We start from the raw sequence: 15283 nt of genomic DNA, 5'->3' as shown, positions 1-15283 counted from the left end.
AGCCCTTGGAGTTTGTAATGCAACGTCCCGACACGATCATCGAAATTCATCGTGAGCGCGTCCAGGACCAGACGGCCGACATGTTCAGCGGCGACAGGTACACGGAATCCGTCGACGGCACCGGCTACTCCGCGACGGCCACACTCGATCTGACCCTGGATCGAGTGTGGTTCATCCTCGATTCGCATCAGCGACTGTGGCAGGAGGAAGCCGACGGCGAATCCCGGGATCCCTTAAGGCATTTCGCGATCGATCTGGTGATCTTCGACTCGAAAATCGTCATCGACTCGGTTACCTGCATACCACTGGTCGAGCTGCCGCCGGCGACGATCACGGTCCCGGACGGTCCCCGCGCCGGGGAGTCCCGCGACATCCCGTACAACGAGATACCGTTGTTCGGCCGGTTGACGATTCACGACCAGCTCGAGCCGCACGAAACAGAGCCGGGGAAGCAGACGATTGCCCTGAACTTCGGTGTGCAAGACGCTCCGGTGCTGGTCGCCACCGCTTTGCGCGACGAGTACGCACCGCGCCTGTTCGGTGCGCACATCGAGCGCCGTGCCGTCGGCGAAACCGCCTTCGCCGGACAGGACCCGCGGATCACCTGGGAACTGGACTACGCCGAGGCATATTGGATAACCCACAGCATCGCGGGCGAGCTGATGGTGAACCTGGAAAAGCTGCAGCACCCCGGCCTGTCCGACGACGAGGCCCGAAACAGGGTGCTCGACTCGTTGGCCGCCCAGATCGCCGACGCCGTCCGCCCGAAGCTTTCGGAGATGGGCGAGGACGGGATAGTCGGTCTGCTGCCGTCGCCGTTGGAGGTGGACCCGGACGCGCAGGACGACAGCACGTTCAAGGCTCTTGACGCCGTCGTGCAGCGGTTCTATGTCGGCACGTCATCGGAGAACGCCATCCACGAGTCCATGGTGGTCCAGCTGCAGACGCTGCGCGAACTTCCGGCCGGCGAGGACCTGCCGGCCTCGATACTGGCCGAAAACCCAAGGGAGAAAGCCGGATTGGCGGTCACCGGGTGGAGCATCCTGCGGCAGGTCCGGGACACCGTGATGAACAGCTTCGGTCTCGACGAGAGTGACTTCGACGACGAAGCGCCCTGCCTGCTGATGGGCCCTAAGACCATCAACATCGGCGGCCAAGACCGCAGCCTGGACGCTCTCGACGCCGATATCGTGCCCCGAACCGAGGACGGCCGGTTGGTCGTCGACGGCACGGTGAGCGCCGAAACCAAGCTCTACGACTTCAAAGCCAACTTCAAGGTGACCTACGAGATGGGCCTCGACGACATACCGCGTGACCCGAAGAGCCAGGAGACCCAGCGGGTCAACGAAACCGTGGAGAGCCTCGAACAGGAACTGCGCGCGGCCTCCGACAAAAAGCGCGCCGGTGAGCTCAGCCATCAGGACTACGAGGCCGAGGTCAAGCGTGTCACCGAACGGTTCGATGAGCTACCCAGGACGGTCGGGGTCCGACCGGCGCAGAATCCCCCGGAGCCAGACGTGGATGCCGACTTCAACCTTTCGATGGCAGGCAAGGCCGCCACTGCCGCCGGGGCGGCCGCTGTTGTCGGCCTGCTTGCGCTGCCGGTCACTTGGGCGGTGGGGGCCGCGGGCGTAGGCGCGGCCGGTGCGGGGGGATTACTGACGCTGGCGATCGCGCAATACCTCACCACCGTGCTCACCATCGACTGGTTCGGCACCGGGGTGGGGTCCCGCCAAGTCAAGAAATCGCTGAACGACCATCCCGAGGGCACGCTGCTGCCGCCGATCGGAATACCGGTCGACGTGAACCTCAACCGTCAGCGCCTGGCGGTGTACTTTCGTGCGCTGCCCGGCAAACTGTGGGTCAGTTGTGCCACGGCCGCGGCAGCCGACGGTCAGGAAGACAACGGCCGCAACGAGATTCGGCTGGTCGGCGGCAGGTGGCCCACCGACGGCCAACCCTGGAAGCTGTCCAACGATGACGCCATCTTGTTCGTGGACTCCGGAGAATTGGAGCTTTTCCTGGATCCCGACGGCACCGGCAGCGAGGAGACACTGATCTGCGTCGCAACGACAGAGGACGGGCGACGCCACCTTCGGGTGCAGGGTAAGGATCCCGACGAACTGCACCGGCTGCCGCAGTGCCTGGGCAGTTCCGAGGCCGAAGCCGCAGGCGGGAAGACGTAAGATTTCGTGTGCCCGACGATCGACTGCTGACACCCGGGCGGACCTGCTGGCGCATCGAGCGGGCCGACCAGTTCGCTTGCATCATCGACGCCGCCGATTACTTCAAGCATGTCAAGGCGGCGATGCTGCGCGCCCGGCACCGGATCATGCTCATCGGTTGGGATTTGGACGCCAGGACGACGTTCGAACGAGGCGCCAAGACCCTGCCGGGCCCCAACCAGCTGGGGGCCTTTCTTTATTGGATGGTGTGGAAACGGCCGGCCCTCGACGTTTATCTGCTCAAGTCCAATCTGCGCCTGCTTCCTGCCCTCGATGGCATCTGGTACGGGCTCACGCCGGTGGCGCTGGTCAATCAAATCACCAGTAAGCGAATGCATTTCGCCATCGACGGCGAGCGCCCGACCGGTGCCGTTCATCACCAGAAGATCGTGGTCGTCGACGATGCGGTTGCGTTCTGCGGCGGCATCGACCTCACCATCGGCCGATGGGATACCCCTGCGCATGAGCAGCGCAGCCGCCATCGCCGCGCGTTGGGCCGCAGTTACGGCCCTCGCCATGACGTCGCAGTGGCGGTCGACGGTGCCGCAGCACGCGCACTCGGTGAGCAAGCCCGCGCACGTTGGCGCTCCGCGACGGACCGATCGTTGGAGCCGGTCGAGGCCAAGCACACCGCTTGGCCCAGCGGTTTGGAACCGACGCTGGGCAACGTCGACGTCGGAATCGCCCGAACGTTGCCAAAACTCGCCGGCCGCATCGAGGTTCGAGAAGTCGAAGCGCTCAATCTGGCGGCCATAGCGGCGGCCCGCCACACCATCTATCTGGAGAACCAGTATTTGGCGGCTCGGCGCATCGCGGAGGCGCTGGCCGCGCGGCTCCGGGAAGACGACGGTCCGGAGATCGTCATCGTCCTTCCTCGCAAAGGCAACAATCCGCTCGAGCGGGGAACCATGGACGGCGCACGTCACCGGCTCATTCAAGTGCTTTGGGCCGCAGACGAACACCACCGATTGGGCGTCTATTGGCCGGCGACCGGCGACGGTACGCCGATCTACATTCACTCGAAGGTCATGGTGGTCGACGATCGCCTGTTGCGCATCGGATCGTCGAACCTCAACAACCGGTCGATGGGTTTCGACAGCGAGTGCGATCTCGCCATCGAGGCGAATGCAGATGCGCCACAACATGATGACGTCCGCCGCCAGGTCACGTCGACGCGCAATCGGCTGGTGTCCGAACACCTTGGCGTTTCCGTCGGCGAGTTCGAAAGGGCGATGGCCGAATGCGGGTCTTTCCTGAAAACCGTCGAGGCGCTGCGCGGAGAGGGCAGGACGCTGCGGCCGGTCACCGAGCGGACGGTGGCGAAAGAGGCGAGCCCACTGGCGGAGATTGAGCTGATGGATCCCGACCACGTACCGCAATCTCTGACCCGACGCATGCGGCGGCTCATCGCGGGACTGCGGCGATCAGCTAACCCGCCTGCGTAGCGCCGCGCACCACGGCGACGCAGAGGTCAGCGCAGATGCCGGCCAGCTCGTGAATGGTTTCCTTGGGATCCTCGAGCCAGGCTTCGATGAGCTGGTTCACCCCGCCGACCATGAACACCGCGCCGCGACGCAGGTCCGCAGGATTTGGTGTGTCGCCGCCGAGGACGTCCGGACTGTGCTCGACGACCAGATCGGTGATCATGTCGAGGATGTGGGTGCGGTGTTGGCTCAGGCCGGCCACGCTGCTCACGTCGCCGGTGGCGATCCGATGGACATGGGGATCGGCGGCAATGATGTCCAGGAAAGCCGTCAGGGCCGAGCGGAGTTTGTCTCGCAGCGTGCCGGGGTCGCCAACCCCGGCGACCACCATCGCGTCGAGCAACTGGTCGCGAACGTCGTCAGAGACCGCGAACAGCAGCGCATCCCGGTTCGGGAACTGCTCGTAGAAGTAGCGCGGGATCAGCCCGGCCGCGTTGCACACACCGCGGACGGTCACCTCGCTGATACCGCGTTCACCCCAGAGCTGCCGCCCCGCGGCGAGCAGTTTGCGACGGCGTTCGGCGCGCCGGTCGGGCGCGCTGATGCCGCCGTAATCCCGCACCACTTCCGCGCGTTTCATTGACAGCAACCCTACCCGGCGCTTAGATTCGGAACACGACCGTTATCCAAAATAACTGGGCTCAAGGAGCGGTGATGACTATTCCGGGGCGCCATCCCGACCAGCCTTTGCCTGTTCCGGCTCCGCTCTGGTTGTTCGCGCGGCTATTGCGCCTGCGCGAGCCCACGCCGGAGCAGTGGCGTCGGCTCGGCGAGCGGCTGACCGTCGGTGACGAGCCGATGGACCGCCTCGTCGAGTGGATGTCGTCGGCCGGGATGAAGCAGACGCGGCCACTGTTCGATCGGGCCCTCGCCGACGGCATCGAGAATGTCCCCGAAGCACCGGACCCGTTGCGCGAGTTCTTTGACGGGATTGAGTCGCTGCCGGCGTGGGTGGACCCGGACACGATACGCAGAGGGCAACGAGCCCTGCGCCGGGGCGGCGCCGACGGCATGTACGTCGCTCGCGACGTGTCACTTCTGGGCGGTTACCAATTCTCCGGATTCAACAAGACCCTGTTGCGGACCGGTGCGCTGGAGAAGGGTTCCAACCAACGCTTCGCGGAGACAATGCAGTGGGCGATGGACGTCATCTCCGACGGCGGCCTTGCGCCGTTCGGCGTCGGTTACCGCGCGACCCTACGGGTGCGGCTGATTCATGCGCTGGTACGCCGGCACGTGGCGGCGATGCCGGACTGGCGCGCCGACGAATGGGGCCTGCCGGTGAACCAGACCGACATGGCCGCGACGCTGGTGGGCGCGCTCATCGCCCCGCCGGTCGGCGGCTTCGGAATGGGAATCATCACTACGCCCGCCGACCTGGACGCGATCGCACATCTGACCCGCTACGTCGGCTGGCTGATCGGCGTGCAGGACGAATGGCTGCCGCACAGCTTCCGCGACGGCATGCGGGTGCTCTATCACACCGCGACGGCACTGTCCCGGTCCGACGAGTCCACCAAGCAGCTGGCGGTCCCGATGGCCGACGACCCGCTGGTGTGGCACTACCGCCGGCTGCCGGGCTTACGCCGCCGCCTCGCTCGGACCCAGCACCTGTCGGTGACCAGCGGCTTCCTCGGCCCGCGCGCCATGCGCGCGCTCGGGCTGCCGGCCTACATCCCGCCGTGGTATCCGCTGTTGCGGATCCCAGTCAACGTGACCCGCAGCATCGCAGACCTGACCTTGCCCGGCGGTATGGACCGCGCGGCGGACCGCGGTCAGCGAGAGCAAAAAGCGTTGCTGCACACCATCATTGGCCACGGCACGGCGAACATCGGCGACTCGGCCGCGCACCTGGTCAGGGTCGCGTGACGACCTGAGGCCGGCATTGACTCTGCGCCAGCGGTGGCCGCCACTCGCACTTTGTCGCCAAGGATGCAGAGTCAATACCCGCGCCAGGGGCCTATGTGGAGCGGAGTCCCGGCCCCGCTTCCGGTGTCACATTCCGCGCGGTGATCTCGTCGCCGCAGTGCGCGCAGATCAGCCGGGGATCGGCGAGTTCGCCGCAATTCTGGTGGCGCAGCACGATCGGCGGTCCGTCCGGGGTCGGCAGGTGCTCGTCTCCCCACCGCATGAGCACGACGATCGCCGCGAAAAGGTCGCGGCCGGCTTCGGTGAGCCGGTACTCGTGACGCTCGGGATCCCGCGAATAGGGCACCCGGGCGAGCAATCCGACGTCGACGAGCATGCGCAGCCGCGATGACAGCGTGGGGCGTGGGATGTTCAGGTTGCGGGCGAGCTGGCCGAAGCGCTGCACTCCGAAAAACGCCTCGCGCAGGATCAGCAGCGTCCAGCGCTCGCCCACCAGCTCGAGAGCCCGACTGACGGACTCGCCCTGGAAGCGGTGGGACAGATCGGCGGCCGTCATAGTTCAATGACTGTACCCGGTTCAATTGCTGAACCATAGGTGGTAACGTAATTGAACCGCCACGTCATCAGGAGCCGCGATGAGTCACCCGGACATCGAGACCGTCGCCGAGAAGATCGCGCTTTCGGCCGGCGAAATGTCGGCGCAGATCGAGCGCGAGCGCCGGCTTCCGGACGAGCTGGTGGCGCAGCTGAACGAGGCCGGGCTGTTGCGGGCCACCATGCCGCGCGAGGTGGCCGCGCCCGAGCTGCCGCCCGGACTGACCCTGCGATGCGCCGAAGCGGTGGCACGCGGCGACGCGGCGGCCGGTTGGTGTGTGTCGATTGCCATTACCAGCGCCCTGCTGGTCGCGTACCTGCCGGGGTCCAGCCGCGACGAAATGTTCGGCGGCGGAAAGGGTGTCGCGGCCGGAGTGTGGGCGCCGCGCGGTAGGGCGAAATCCGTCAGCGGCGGCGTTGTGGTGTCCGGACGCTGGCCGTTCTGCAGCGGCATCAACCATGCCGACATGTTGTTCGCCGGGTGCTTCGTCGACGATCGCCGGGTGCCGTCGGTGGTTGCGATCCCCAAAGGCGACCTGCGGGTCCTCGACACCTGGCACACGCTGGGTCTGCGTGGCACCGGCAGCCACGACAGCGTTGCCGACGATGTCTTCGTGCCGGCCGATCGCGTGTTCTCGGTGTTCGACGGGCCGGTACTGGACCGGCCGCTGTATCGGTTCCCGGTGTTCGGGTTCTTCGCGTTGTCGATCGGGGCCGCCGCGTTGGGCAACGCCCGCGCCGCCATCGACGACCTGGTCGAGTTGGCCGGCGGCAAGAAGGGCCTGGGCTCGACGCGCACCTTGGCAGAACGCCCGGCCACCCAAGGCGCGGTGGCGACGGCCGAAGCATCGCTAAGTGCCGCTCGCGCACTGTATTACGAGTCGATCGAGGCGGCCTGGCAGGCCAGCCAGGGCAGCGATGAGGTTTCGGTAGTGCTGCGCAACCGGCTCCGACTGGCCGCCACACATGCCGTGCGGGCCTCGGCTGACGTGGTGCGCAACATGTATGACCTGGCGGGCGGGAGCGCCATCTACGACGGCGCACCGCTGCAGCGCCGGTTCCGCGACGCGTTCACGGCTACCGCGCACTTCCAGGTCAACGAGGCCTCGCGCGAACTGCCGGGCCGTGTCCTGCTCGACCAGCCGGCCGACGTGTCGATGTTGTGACGAATTTAGAAGTCGCCCTGCCCTTTTGGCTGGACCGTCCCGACGACGAGGCGTTGGACGTCGCGCTGGCGGCGTTCGACACCGGCTTCGAGGCAGTGTGGGTCGGCGAAATGGCCACTTACGACGCCTTTGCGCTGGCGACCGCGATCGGCCTGCGCGCGCCGCGAATGCCGCTGAAGATCGGGCCGCTGGCCGTGGGTGTTCGTGGGCCGGTGACACTGGCCCTCGGGGTGAGCTCCGTCGCGTCGCTCACCGGCAGCCGGGTGGACATCGCCCTGGGCGCCTCGAGTCCCACGATCGTGACCGAGTGGCATGACCGTCCATGGGCGCACCATGTGCCGGTCATGCGCGAAACCATCGAGAGCCTGCGTTCGATCTTGGCCGGTGACCGCGTCGACTACGTCGGCCGCTACGTCAGCAGCCGTGGTTTCCGGCTGCGTCAAGCGTGCCCCGATACGCGAATCGCCCTGGGCGCCTACGGTCCTGGCATGATCCGGCTGGCCGCCCAGCACGCCGACGAAGTCGTGCTCAACCTTGCCTCGCCGGCCCGCGTCGCGGAAGTGCGGGCGGCAATCCAGGCGGCCGCGATCAACCGGCCCGCGCCCCGCCTCACGGTGTGGGTGCCGGTCGCACTGGACCCCGGTGCGGCCGCGCGTGCTCAACTGGCCGCCCAACTGGCTGTTTACCTGGCCCCGCCCGGTTACGGAGAAATGTTCAGCGCATTGGGTTTTGACGAACTTGTCCGGCAGGCCCGCACCGGCGCGTCCCGCCGTGAGCTGGCCGCGGCGATACCCGTCGAACTGCTCGGGGAAGTCGGCGCGCTGGGGTCTGCGGAACGAGTCGCGGCTCGGCTGAACGCCTACCGGCAGGCCGGGGCGGACTGCGTCGCGATCGTGCCAGCCACCGCCGAAGACCCCGGAGCGCGGCTGACTTTGACCGCACTCAGCGCTGCGAATCCTTGGCTTTGATTGTGAATCAACGACTTTCAGTGTAAGGCCTTGGACGGGAAATCGCGCCGAACCGCACCCAGGGTTCACGCCGAAAGCCGTCAGTTCACGCTCTACGTCGCCAGCGAGGCAGCCCCGCTGCCCCGCCCATGGCTCAAGGCTTCAATCCCCCGACGGCCCAACCAATTTGTCGCTCCGAGGTGGGCAAAAGACACATGCTTCCCGCGCCGCGCCCTACTGCAGCGCGACGCCCAGTTCGTCGGCGAACACTTTGATCATGTGTTGCACGCCAATCTCGTTGCGGCCGATAACCATGTGATCGTGCTGCCCATGTCGCACGCCCTGGCCGCACTGTGGCAACATCGCGAAATCCTCGTCCCGCACGGCGGCATGGACGCCCGCGTAGATTGCATCGTAGGTGTCCCGCATCTCGTCGGTGGTGGCGGGGATTCGGCCCATCCAGCTGTGCCGCACCGTGCAGCGAGTCGGATCCCCGGCCGGCAGGATGTCGATGATCTCCACTCCCACTGGACTGTTGGCCAAGATCAGATTCGGGTAGACCCAGAAGATCACCCCCATGTTCGACTGCGGATCACGCGCGGCGCCGGTGTCGTTGTGTACGTCGACAATCCAGTTGAACGGAAAGCCGAGCCGGTGGTGCTTGCCGAACTCGTCATAGATAGACGTGTTGGCCAACGTGTTCTGCCCGATCAGGCTGTCGCCGTGCACGAACGGGAAGTGATATCCCTCGGCGAAAGCCTCCAGCGCCCCCTTCCACGACACGTCCGAGACGAACTCGCGCTCGGTATGGTATCCGAACGAGGTGTAGTTCATCGACTCCAGTTCGCGCCCGAGCGGGCCGAGATGCGCTGCGACGTCGATGCTTTCGCCCGCGGTGAGGACCGCCCAGATGAAACCGTGGCTTTCCTGCGACGGTAGCTCGACCAACCCGTAGTCGGCGGTGTCGATCGAATCGAATCCACTTCGGCCCGGCACCATGAACAGCTCACCGGTGTTCTTGTAGGTCCAGGCGTGGTACGGGCAGACGAACCGGGATGCGTTGCCCGACCCGCAGGCCGGCATGGCGCCGCGATGCCGGCAATAGTTCAAGAAGACGTGGCTCGTCCCGGTACGGTCACGGGTCACCAACAACGAATCCCCGAGCACCGAACGGACCACAAAGTCGTTCTTTGTCGGCAGCTGGGCGGACGGGACAATCGCCAGCGGCACCCGCCGCAGGATCTGCGACTCTTCGATCTCGGTCAGTTTTGGGTCGCGGTAGTAGTGCAGCGGGACGCGTAACTCCCGCTCGGCCATATCGGTGGTCCCGTTCAGCGCATGTTGCAGCGCGCGGCGGGTCAGCGCTTCGTCCTGACTGCCGACAGGCGGATTGCGAGTCGAGTTCATCGCGCCTCCTCAGCGAACCGACTCTGACCATACATTGGTGAGCGATTGTATTGTCAAGCTCACAACTGTGCCACTATCGACGCATGCGTAGGCATGGCTGGTCGGGCGACATACCGGTGGATGACGACGAGGCCAGGCGCCGCATCATCGCGGCGGCCCGGAACGCCATCGACGAATCCGGCGGCGTGAGCGTGTCGGCGGTCTCTCAATCACTTGGGATTACCCGTCAGACGGTGTACCGGTATTTTCCGACGCAGGAGGCGCTGCTGGCCGGCACCGCGATGTCGGCGGTCAACGGATTCCTCGATCGCCTGGCTGCCGAACTGGGGTCGATCGACGACCCAACCGTCGCCGTGGTCGAGGGCATCGCCTACACCTTTGAGCAACTTCCGCATGACAAGTACCTGAGCCTGGTCATGCAGCCAGGCAAGGCGAGCGCCTTCGCCGCGGGTGTCACCTCCGACGTCGCGATCGGCTTCGGCCGCTCGATCCTCCAACGTTTTGATATCGATTGGGCGACAGCGGGTTTCACCGATCAAAAGCTCGATGAGCTGGTCGAGTTCATGCTGCGGATCCTGCAGTCGTTGATCGTTGACCCTGGCCGGCCGCAGCGAACGGGCCAACAGCTGAGGCGGTATCTGGGCGAATGGGTCGCTCCCGCCGTTAGGGCCCATTCGGCTTACTCACGCTAACGGCGCCCCCGGTCAAGCCGCCGGTCAGCGACGGGTCTCGACCCTATCGGCGCTCTGGGGCCGCTGCCCGAGAGTCCCAGATCCGTTGTGTCTCTTGGCTTACCGATGGGTGATGGGTTTGCTGGAAGTTACGTCCGCCCCGGCCGAAGGTGGCGACCACTGCGTCTGGCACTTGCGGTTCCAGTAGCGGCTGGGACAGCCAGTCACACGGCCGCACGTGCACCAGATCGACAGCCGCGGCGGCCACATCAGCGTCATAGCGGTACTCGCCGCAGATCCGGCCGAGCCAGAACAGCCCGTCGGTATCGCGGGTCCACACGAACGAACCGTCCGCGACCGCGGCGAACCGCGCGACCCGTCGGGCCAGCCGGTCCTGCTCGCCCGGCCCGCGCACCATGCGACCGAATCCGCACAGGCCAAGCCGACGCGCGCGCTCGATGGTCGCGCGGGTATCGACGGCGTCGCTGCGGGATCGCGTCGGCGCTCGGTAAACCGCGGTCATGCGGAATATGATGCGCCCACCGTTGTATGGGTTCGCACCCAGTCACCCCGTATAGTCGAGCTATTCAGCGTCCGGCGTGAGCCGGGCGTCGTTCCCGACCTTGGAGCAAGGATGCACACGGCTCCCGCATACCGAGCAGGCGTAATCCGTTGCAGCGCAGCACTTCTCGTTGCCGCAATCATGTTGGTCCTGGGTGGGTGCTCGCCGGCACGGACAACCTCGACGGGCGTGCCGTCGCCGATCGCGACCACGGTGCCGGCCCAGCCCGCGCTGGCTGCGGACCCCGCGCTGCTCGGCGCCGATCTGGCCGCCGACGAGCAGACCCTGCGAAATCCGTCGGCGCCCGAAAGTGCGCTGGTATCAGCGGCACTGCGCCAGCAAGCGGCCTACCGCGAAATCGGCCGCCACCCCGAGTGGGAGCCGATCGCGCGAGCGAAAATGCCGTCGTCGCTCGTCGGGGCCTACGACCGCAATGTCTCGGCGCGCCACCATCTCGTCGCGCTCAACGGGGGAGAAGCGAAAGACACGCTGCCCGCCTGGCGCATCGAACAGCCGGCGCCCGCCGACGCGTTGCTCGGCTTCTACCGCGAAGCGGAGGCGGCCAGCGGCGTCGGCTGGAACTACCTGGCAGCGATCAACTTGGTGGAAACCGGCTTCGGCCGCATCGTCGGGGTGAGCACCGCCGGCGCGCAGGGGCCCATGCAGTTCCTGCCCTCGACCTTCGCCAGCTACGGCAACGGCGGTGACATCGCTTCACCGCACGACAGCATCATGGCGGCCGGTCGCATGCTCGCCGCCAACGGCTTCGCCAACGATCGCGATCGGGCCATCTTTGCGTACAACCACTCCGGCAATTACGTCGGCGCGATCGATGACTACGCCGCGGTGCTGGGCGGTGATCCGGCCGCCTTCGCCGGCTATTACCGGTGGGATATCTACTACCACACGACCTCTGGTGACGTGCTCTTGCCCGTCGGTTACGCTCAGGCGCAACGCATTCCGGTCGCCGATTACTTGGCGAGTCACCCGCAGTAAGAATCCGTTACGGCCAGGTGGCCGGCAGCAAGCGATGCACCCCGGTTACCGGCAGCAGGTAGCCTGCAACGCAATGGTGGGGACGCGATGAGTGCCGGTCTGTTTGGACTGCTCGACGATGTAGCGCTGCTTGCGCGACTGGCCGCCGCCAGCGGCCGCGCGACCGCTAAGGCCGCGGGGGTGGTCATCGACGACACGGCGGTGACGCCGCAATACGTCCACGGGATCGCGGCCGACCGCGAGGTGCCCATCATCAAGCGCATCGCGAAGGGATCGCTGCGCAACAAACTCGTGGTGATCCTGCCCGTCGCGATGCTGCTGAGCCAGGTCGCGCCGGTCTTGCTGAGTCCGATCCTGATGCTCGGCGCCACTTACCTGTGCTATGAGGCAGCGGAAAAGGTGTGGAGCAGCATCCGCGGCCATGAAGGCGAGGCGACGCCCGCCGATGAGGACGACGTGGTAGCCGGGGCGATTCGCACCGACTTGATCCTGTCCGCCGAGATCATGGTGATCGCTCTGGACGAGGTGGCCGCTCAGGCGTTCCTGCCGCGGCTCATCATTCTCGTCGTCGTCGCCCTGGTTCTCACCGCCGTCGTTTACGGGGTCGTCGCCATCGTCGTCAAGATGGACGACGTCGGTCTGAGCCTCGCCCAGACCACCTCGCGGATCGGGCGGAAGGTCGGTCATGCCCTCGTTGCCGGGATGCCGATGGTTCTCGCAACACTTTCGGTGGTCGGAACGATGGCGATGCTGTGGGTGGGCGGACACATCCTGCTGACCGGGGCCAATCGGCTCGGCTGGCACACCCCGTACGGCCTGCTGCACCACCTCGACGATCAAATCCGCCACGCCGTGCCGGTGGTTGGTGGCGTGCTGTCCTGGCTAGCCGACACCGCGGTCTCCGCGGTGGTCGGATTGGTCGTCGGAACCGTGGCCCTCGCAGTCGTGCGCTTGTTGTCGCTGCTGCTGCGGCGACTGGCTACTTGACCAGAGTGAACTGGCAGACGTCGGTGTAATGGTCGCGGAACAGGTCCGAGCATCCCCGTAGGTAGCGCAGGTAGATGTCGTAGACCTCTTGACCCTGCAAGGCGATGGCTTGCTCTTTGTGTGCTTCCAGCGCCGCGGCCCAGGCGTTCAGCGTGGGGACGTAGTTCGAGCCGATCCGATGGTGGCGCTCTATTTTGAAACCGGCCTCCGACGCGTAGTGGTCAACCTGGGGAATTTGGGGCAGCCTGCCGCCGGGGAAGATCTCGGTCAGGATGAACTTGATGAAGCGCAGCAGGCTCATCGGCGCCGTCAACCCCAGCTCCTTGGCCTCGTTGGCGTCGGGCACGATGATCGTGTGCAGCAGCATCCGTCCGTCGTCGGGCATGACGTTGTAGCACATCTTGAAAAAGCTTGCGTAGCGCTCGATTCCGGCATCGCCCGCGCCGTCGGCGAAGTGTTCGAATGCCCCGATCGACACGATGCGGTCGACAGGCTCGTCGAACTGCTCCCAACCCTGTAGCCGTACCTCCTTGCGGCGCGGGCTGTCCATCTCGGCGAACTTCTGTTTGTTGTGGGCCACCTGGTTTTCGCTGAGGGTCAGGCCGATGACGTTGACGTCGTACTTCTCGATCGCGTGGCGCATGGTCGAGCCCCAGCCGCAACCGATGTCGAGCAGCGTCATCCCCGGTTCGAGTCCGAGCTTGCCCAGCGCCAGATCACGTTTGGCGCGTTGGGCTTCTTCCAGCGTCATGTCGGGACGCTCGAAGTAGGCGCAGCTGTAGGTCATCGATGGATCGAGCCAGAGCTTGAAGAATTCGTTCGACCGGTCATAGTGCGACTGCACAGCTTCGATCGGCGGTGAAAGCTGAGGCCGTTCTTCTGCACGCTGTGATGTCATGGCGCCGACGGTACTTTTCCGCCCGGGACGGCGCAACGATGCGCTGGGGCGGCGTCTACTGAGGTGGTCCGTACAAGGTGCCCGGAGTACCCGGTGGCGGTGGTTCTCTCATGATCCAGTTGCACGGCGTCCAGGTCCGAAAAGCGATCCAGGCGCATTGTTGTTCAGGCGTAATGCCTGGGACGTCGGGGGCAGGGGCCGGGGGTGGTTCAGGGTCCGCGTGTGCTACCGCCGAGCCGATCACTCCACCGGTGGCCGCCGCTGCGGCGAATGCTGACAGCGCAAACATGCGTCGGACGTGAATCATTGCCAACTCGATTCGATATTGACGATCCGGTCATTATATTCGCGGTGTCACGAAATTGGCAGTGCACAGGACGGAACACTTGCGACGTCGCAGTCTTGGAGTTTGGCTGTGAATCCTCGGTCTTCGGTGTGAATAGTGGGATTCGCGTGTGCAGCCAGGGCGAAAATTCGCGCTGAATCCCGCCCCTGCGCTCACACCGAAAGCCGTTGGTACACACCGAAAGCCATCAGTACACCCAAATGCCCGGGTATGGAGTGACGCACTGATACCGCCGGCGGTATCGCATCACAGATCGCAACATGGCTCGCTTTCCCGGTACGCAAGTGGCTCCTGTGACGACACAGCGCGAACGTCCTCAGATGAAGTCGGAGCCGCCGTCGACGTTCACCGATGCACCCGTGACATAGCCGTTGCGCCGCGACACCAGGTAGGCGGTGATGGAGGCGACCTCTTCGGGCAGCCCGGCCCGGCCGAGATCGCAGGGTTGGTGGAAGTACTTGTCGATCCAGGTCATGACGTCAACCGGGTTGCTGGCATCGAGTCCGTCGGCGGCGAGGACGTCTTTGAGCTGTTCGGTGAAGCTGGCCGTGACGATGGTGCCGGGACAGACGCAATTCACCAGAATGCCGTCCGCGGCAAGGCTTTTCGACAAGTTCTTGGTGACGCTGGACAGCGCCGCCTTGGATGCCGTGTAGGCCACGATGCGCGGGTTCTGTCGCTGAATCGAGTGCGCCGACAGCGTCACGATGCGAGCCCAGTCGGCTGCGCGCAGCAAGGGCAACGCCGCGCGAATCGCGCGCACGCCCGACATGGTGCCAAGCGTGAACGCGTTGTCCCAACCCGCGTCATCCAGCTCCTCGAAATACCCGTCGCCCGGGCCGATGGTGTGCACCAGGCTGTTGAGTTGTCCCCAGCGCTCGGCTACCGCGGCGAAGCCGGCGGTGATGGACGCGGCATCGGCCATGTCCACGCTGATTCCCACCGCCTCCGGAGCGCCGGCCGCCCGGAGCTTTTCCACTGCCGCGTCGAGTCCCGGACGGTTTCGGGCCATCACCGCGACGCTGGCCCCTTCGGCGGCCAAGGTTTCCGCGATGGCCAGCCCCATCCCCTTGCTGCCGCCGGTGACAACGGCCGTCGATCCGGCAAATCCCAGGTCCATCGCGTCTCCTT

The 15283-nt window shown here is 65.7% G+C and carries 14 protein-coding genes; 8 read left to right on the top strand and 6 right to left on the bottom strand.

The genetic code is table 11. The annotated features are described in order from the left end of the window. Positions 1-17 precede the first annotated feature (17 nt). Entirely contained in the window at positions 18-2186 is a 2169-nt protein-coding gene (locus AC5Y2L_RS14170) for a hypothetical protein (RefSeq protein ID WP_499935952.1), read from the top strand. 8 nt (positions 2187-2194) lie between these two features. Continuing rightward, positions 2195-3670 carry a phospholipase D-like domain-containing protein gene (locus AC5Y2L_RS14165; protein ID WP_499935954.1) on the top strand — a complete coding sequence of 492 codons (1476 nt, stop codon included), beginning with the start codon at positions 2195-2197 and terminating at the stop codon, positions 3668-3670. On the opposite strand, the gene AC5Y2L_RS14160 is transcribed toward AC5Y2L_RS14165, so the two are convergent. Beyond that, positions 3654-4289: a TetR/AcrR family transcriptional regulator gene (locus AC5Y2L_RS14160; protein ID WP_499935955.1), complete on the bottom strand. Its 636-nt coding sequence runs from the start codon at positions 4287-4289 to the stop codon at positions 3654-3656. The two genes, AC5Y2L_RS14165 and AC5Y2L_RS14160, sit on opposite strands and share 17 nt — an antisense overlap. Before the next feature lie 74 nt (positions 4290-4363). On the opposite strand from AC5Y2L_RS14160, the gene AC5Y2L_RS14155 reads away from it, so the two are divergent. Then, positions 4364-5578 (top strand): oxygenase MpaB family protein, encoded by a 1215-nt coding sequence (locus AC5Y2L_RS14155; RefSeq protein ID WP_499935956.1) that lies wholly within the window; start codon positions 4364-4366, stop codon positions 5576-5578. 91 nt (positions 5579-5669) lie between these two features. Here AC5Y2L_RS14155 and AC5Y2L_RS14150 read toward each other — a convergent pair whose 3' ends face one another. Beyond that, positions 5670-6134, bottom strand: a complete 465-nt coding sequence (locus tag AC5Y2L_RS14150; RefSeq protein ID WP_499935958.1) for a winged helix-turn-helix transcriptional regulator — start codon at positions 6132-6134, stop codon at positions 5670-5672. Positions 6135-6213: 79 nt separating this feature from the next. Between AC5Y2L_RS14150 and AC5Y2L_RS14145 the strand changes: the two genes are divergently transcribed. Continuing rightward, positions 6214-7338 (top strand): acyl-CoA dehydrogenase family protein, encoded by a 1125-nt coding sequence (locus tag AC5Y2L_RS14145; RefSeq protein ID WP_499935960.1) that lies wholly within the window; start codon positions 6214-6216, stop codon positions 7336-7338. Next, positions 7335-8306 carry an LLM class F420-dependent oxidoreductase gene (locus tag AC5Y2L_RS14140; protein WP_499935962.1) on the top strand — a complete coding sequence of 324 codons (972 nt, stop codon included), beginning with the start codon at positions 7335-7337 and terminating at the stop codon, positions 8304-8306. The genes AC5Y2L_RS14145 and AC5Y2L_RS14140 overlap by 4 nt, the downstream gene beginning before the upstream one ends. Before the next feature lie 213 nt (positions 8307-8519). On the opposite strand, the gene AC5Y2L_RS14135 is transcribed toward AC5Y2L_RS14140, so the two are convergent. Continuing rightward, positions 8520-9692 (bottom strand): aromatic ring-hydroxylating oxygenase subunit alpha, encoded by a 1173-nt coding sequence (locus AC5Y2L_RS14135; RefSeq protein WP_499935964.1) that lies wholly within the window; start codon positions 9690-9692, stop codon positions 8520-8522. An 83-nt stretch (positions 9693-9775) separates the two neighbouring features. On the opposite strand from AC5Y2L_RS14135, the gene AC5Y2L_RS14130 reads away from it, so the two are divergent. Further along, positions 9776-10384, top strand: coding sequence for a TetR/AcrR family transcriptional regulator (locus tag AC5Y2L_RS14130; protein ID WP_499935966.1), 609 nt, complete (start codon positions 9776-9778; stop codon positions 10382-10384). A gap of 43 nt (positions 10385-10427) precedes the next feature. On the opposite strand, the gene AC5Y2L_RS14125 is transcribed toward AC5Y2L_RS14130, so the two are convergent. After that, entirely contained in the window at positions 10428-10886 is a 459-nt protein-coding gene (locus tag AC5Y2L_RS14125) for a GAF domain-containing protein (RefSeq protein ID WP_499935968.1), read from the bottom strand. Positions 10887-10997: 111 nt separating this feature from the next. On the opposite strand from AC5Y2L_RS14125, the gene AC5Y2L_RS14120 reads away from it, so the two are divergent. Together AC5Y2L_RS14120 and AC5Y2L_RS14115 are read left to right on the top strand one after the other, a co-directional pair. Then, positions 10998-11921 (top strand): lytic transglycosylase domain-containing protein, encoded by a 924-nt coding sequence (locus AC5Y2L_RS14120; protein ID WP_499935970.1) that lies wholly within the window; start codon positions 10998-11000, stop codon positions 11919-11921. Between the two features lie 87 nt (positions 11922-12008). After that, positions 12009-12908, top strand: coding sequence for a DUF808 domain-containing protein (locus tag AC5Y2L_RS14115; protein ID WP_499935971.1), 900 nt, complete (start codon positions 12009-12011; stop codon positions 12906-12908). Here the strand turns inward: AC5Y2L_RS14115 and cmaA2 are convergent. Beyond that, positions 12901-13806, bottom strand: a complete 906-nt coding sequence (gene cmaA2 / locus AC5Y2L_RS14110; RefSeq protein WP_499935973.1) for a cyclopropane mycolic acid synthase CmaA2 — start codon at positions 13804-13806, stop codon at positions 12901-12903. The genes AC5Y2L_RS14115 and cmaA2 overlap by 8 nt on opposite strands. A 662-nt stretch (positions 13807-14468) precedes the next feature. Next, complete coding sequence (locus tag AC5Y2L_RS14105; RefSeq protein WP_499935974.1) at positions 14469-15272, bottom strand: SDR family NAD(P)-dependent oxidoreductase; 804 nt, start codon at positions 15270-15272, stop codon at positions 14469-14471. Positions 15273-15283: the final 11 nt, after the last annotated feature.

Source organism: Mycobacterium sp. NGS66 (assembly GCF_059812225.1).
This window is presented reverse-complemented; position numbering and strand designations above follow the sequence as displayed.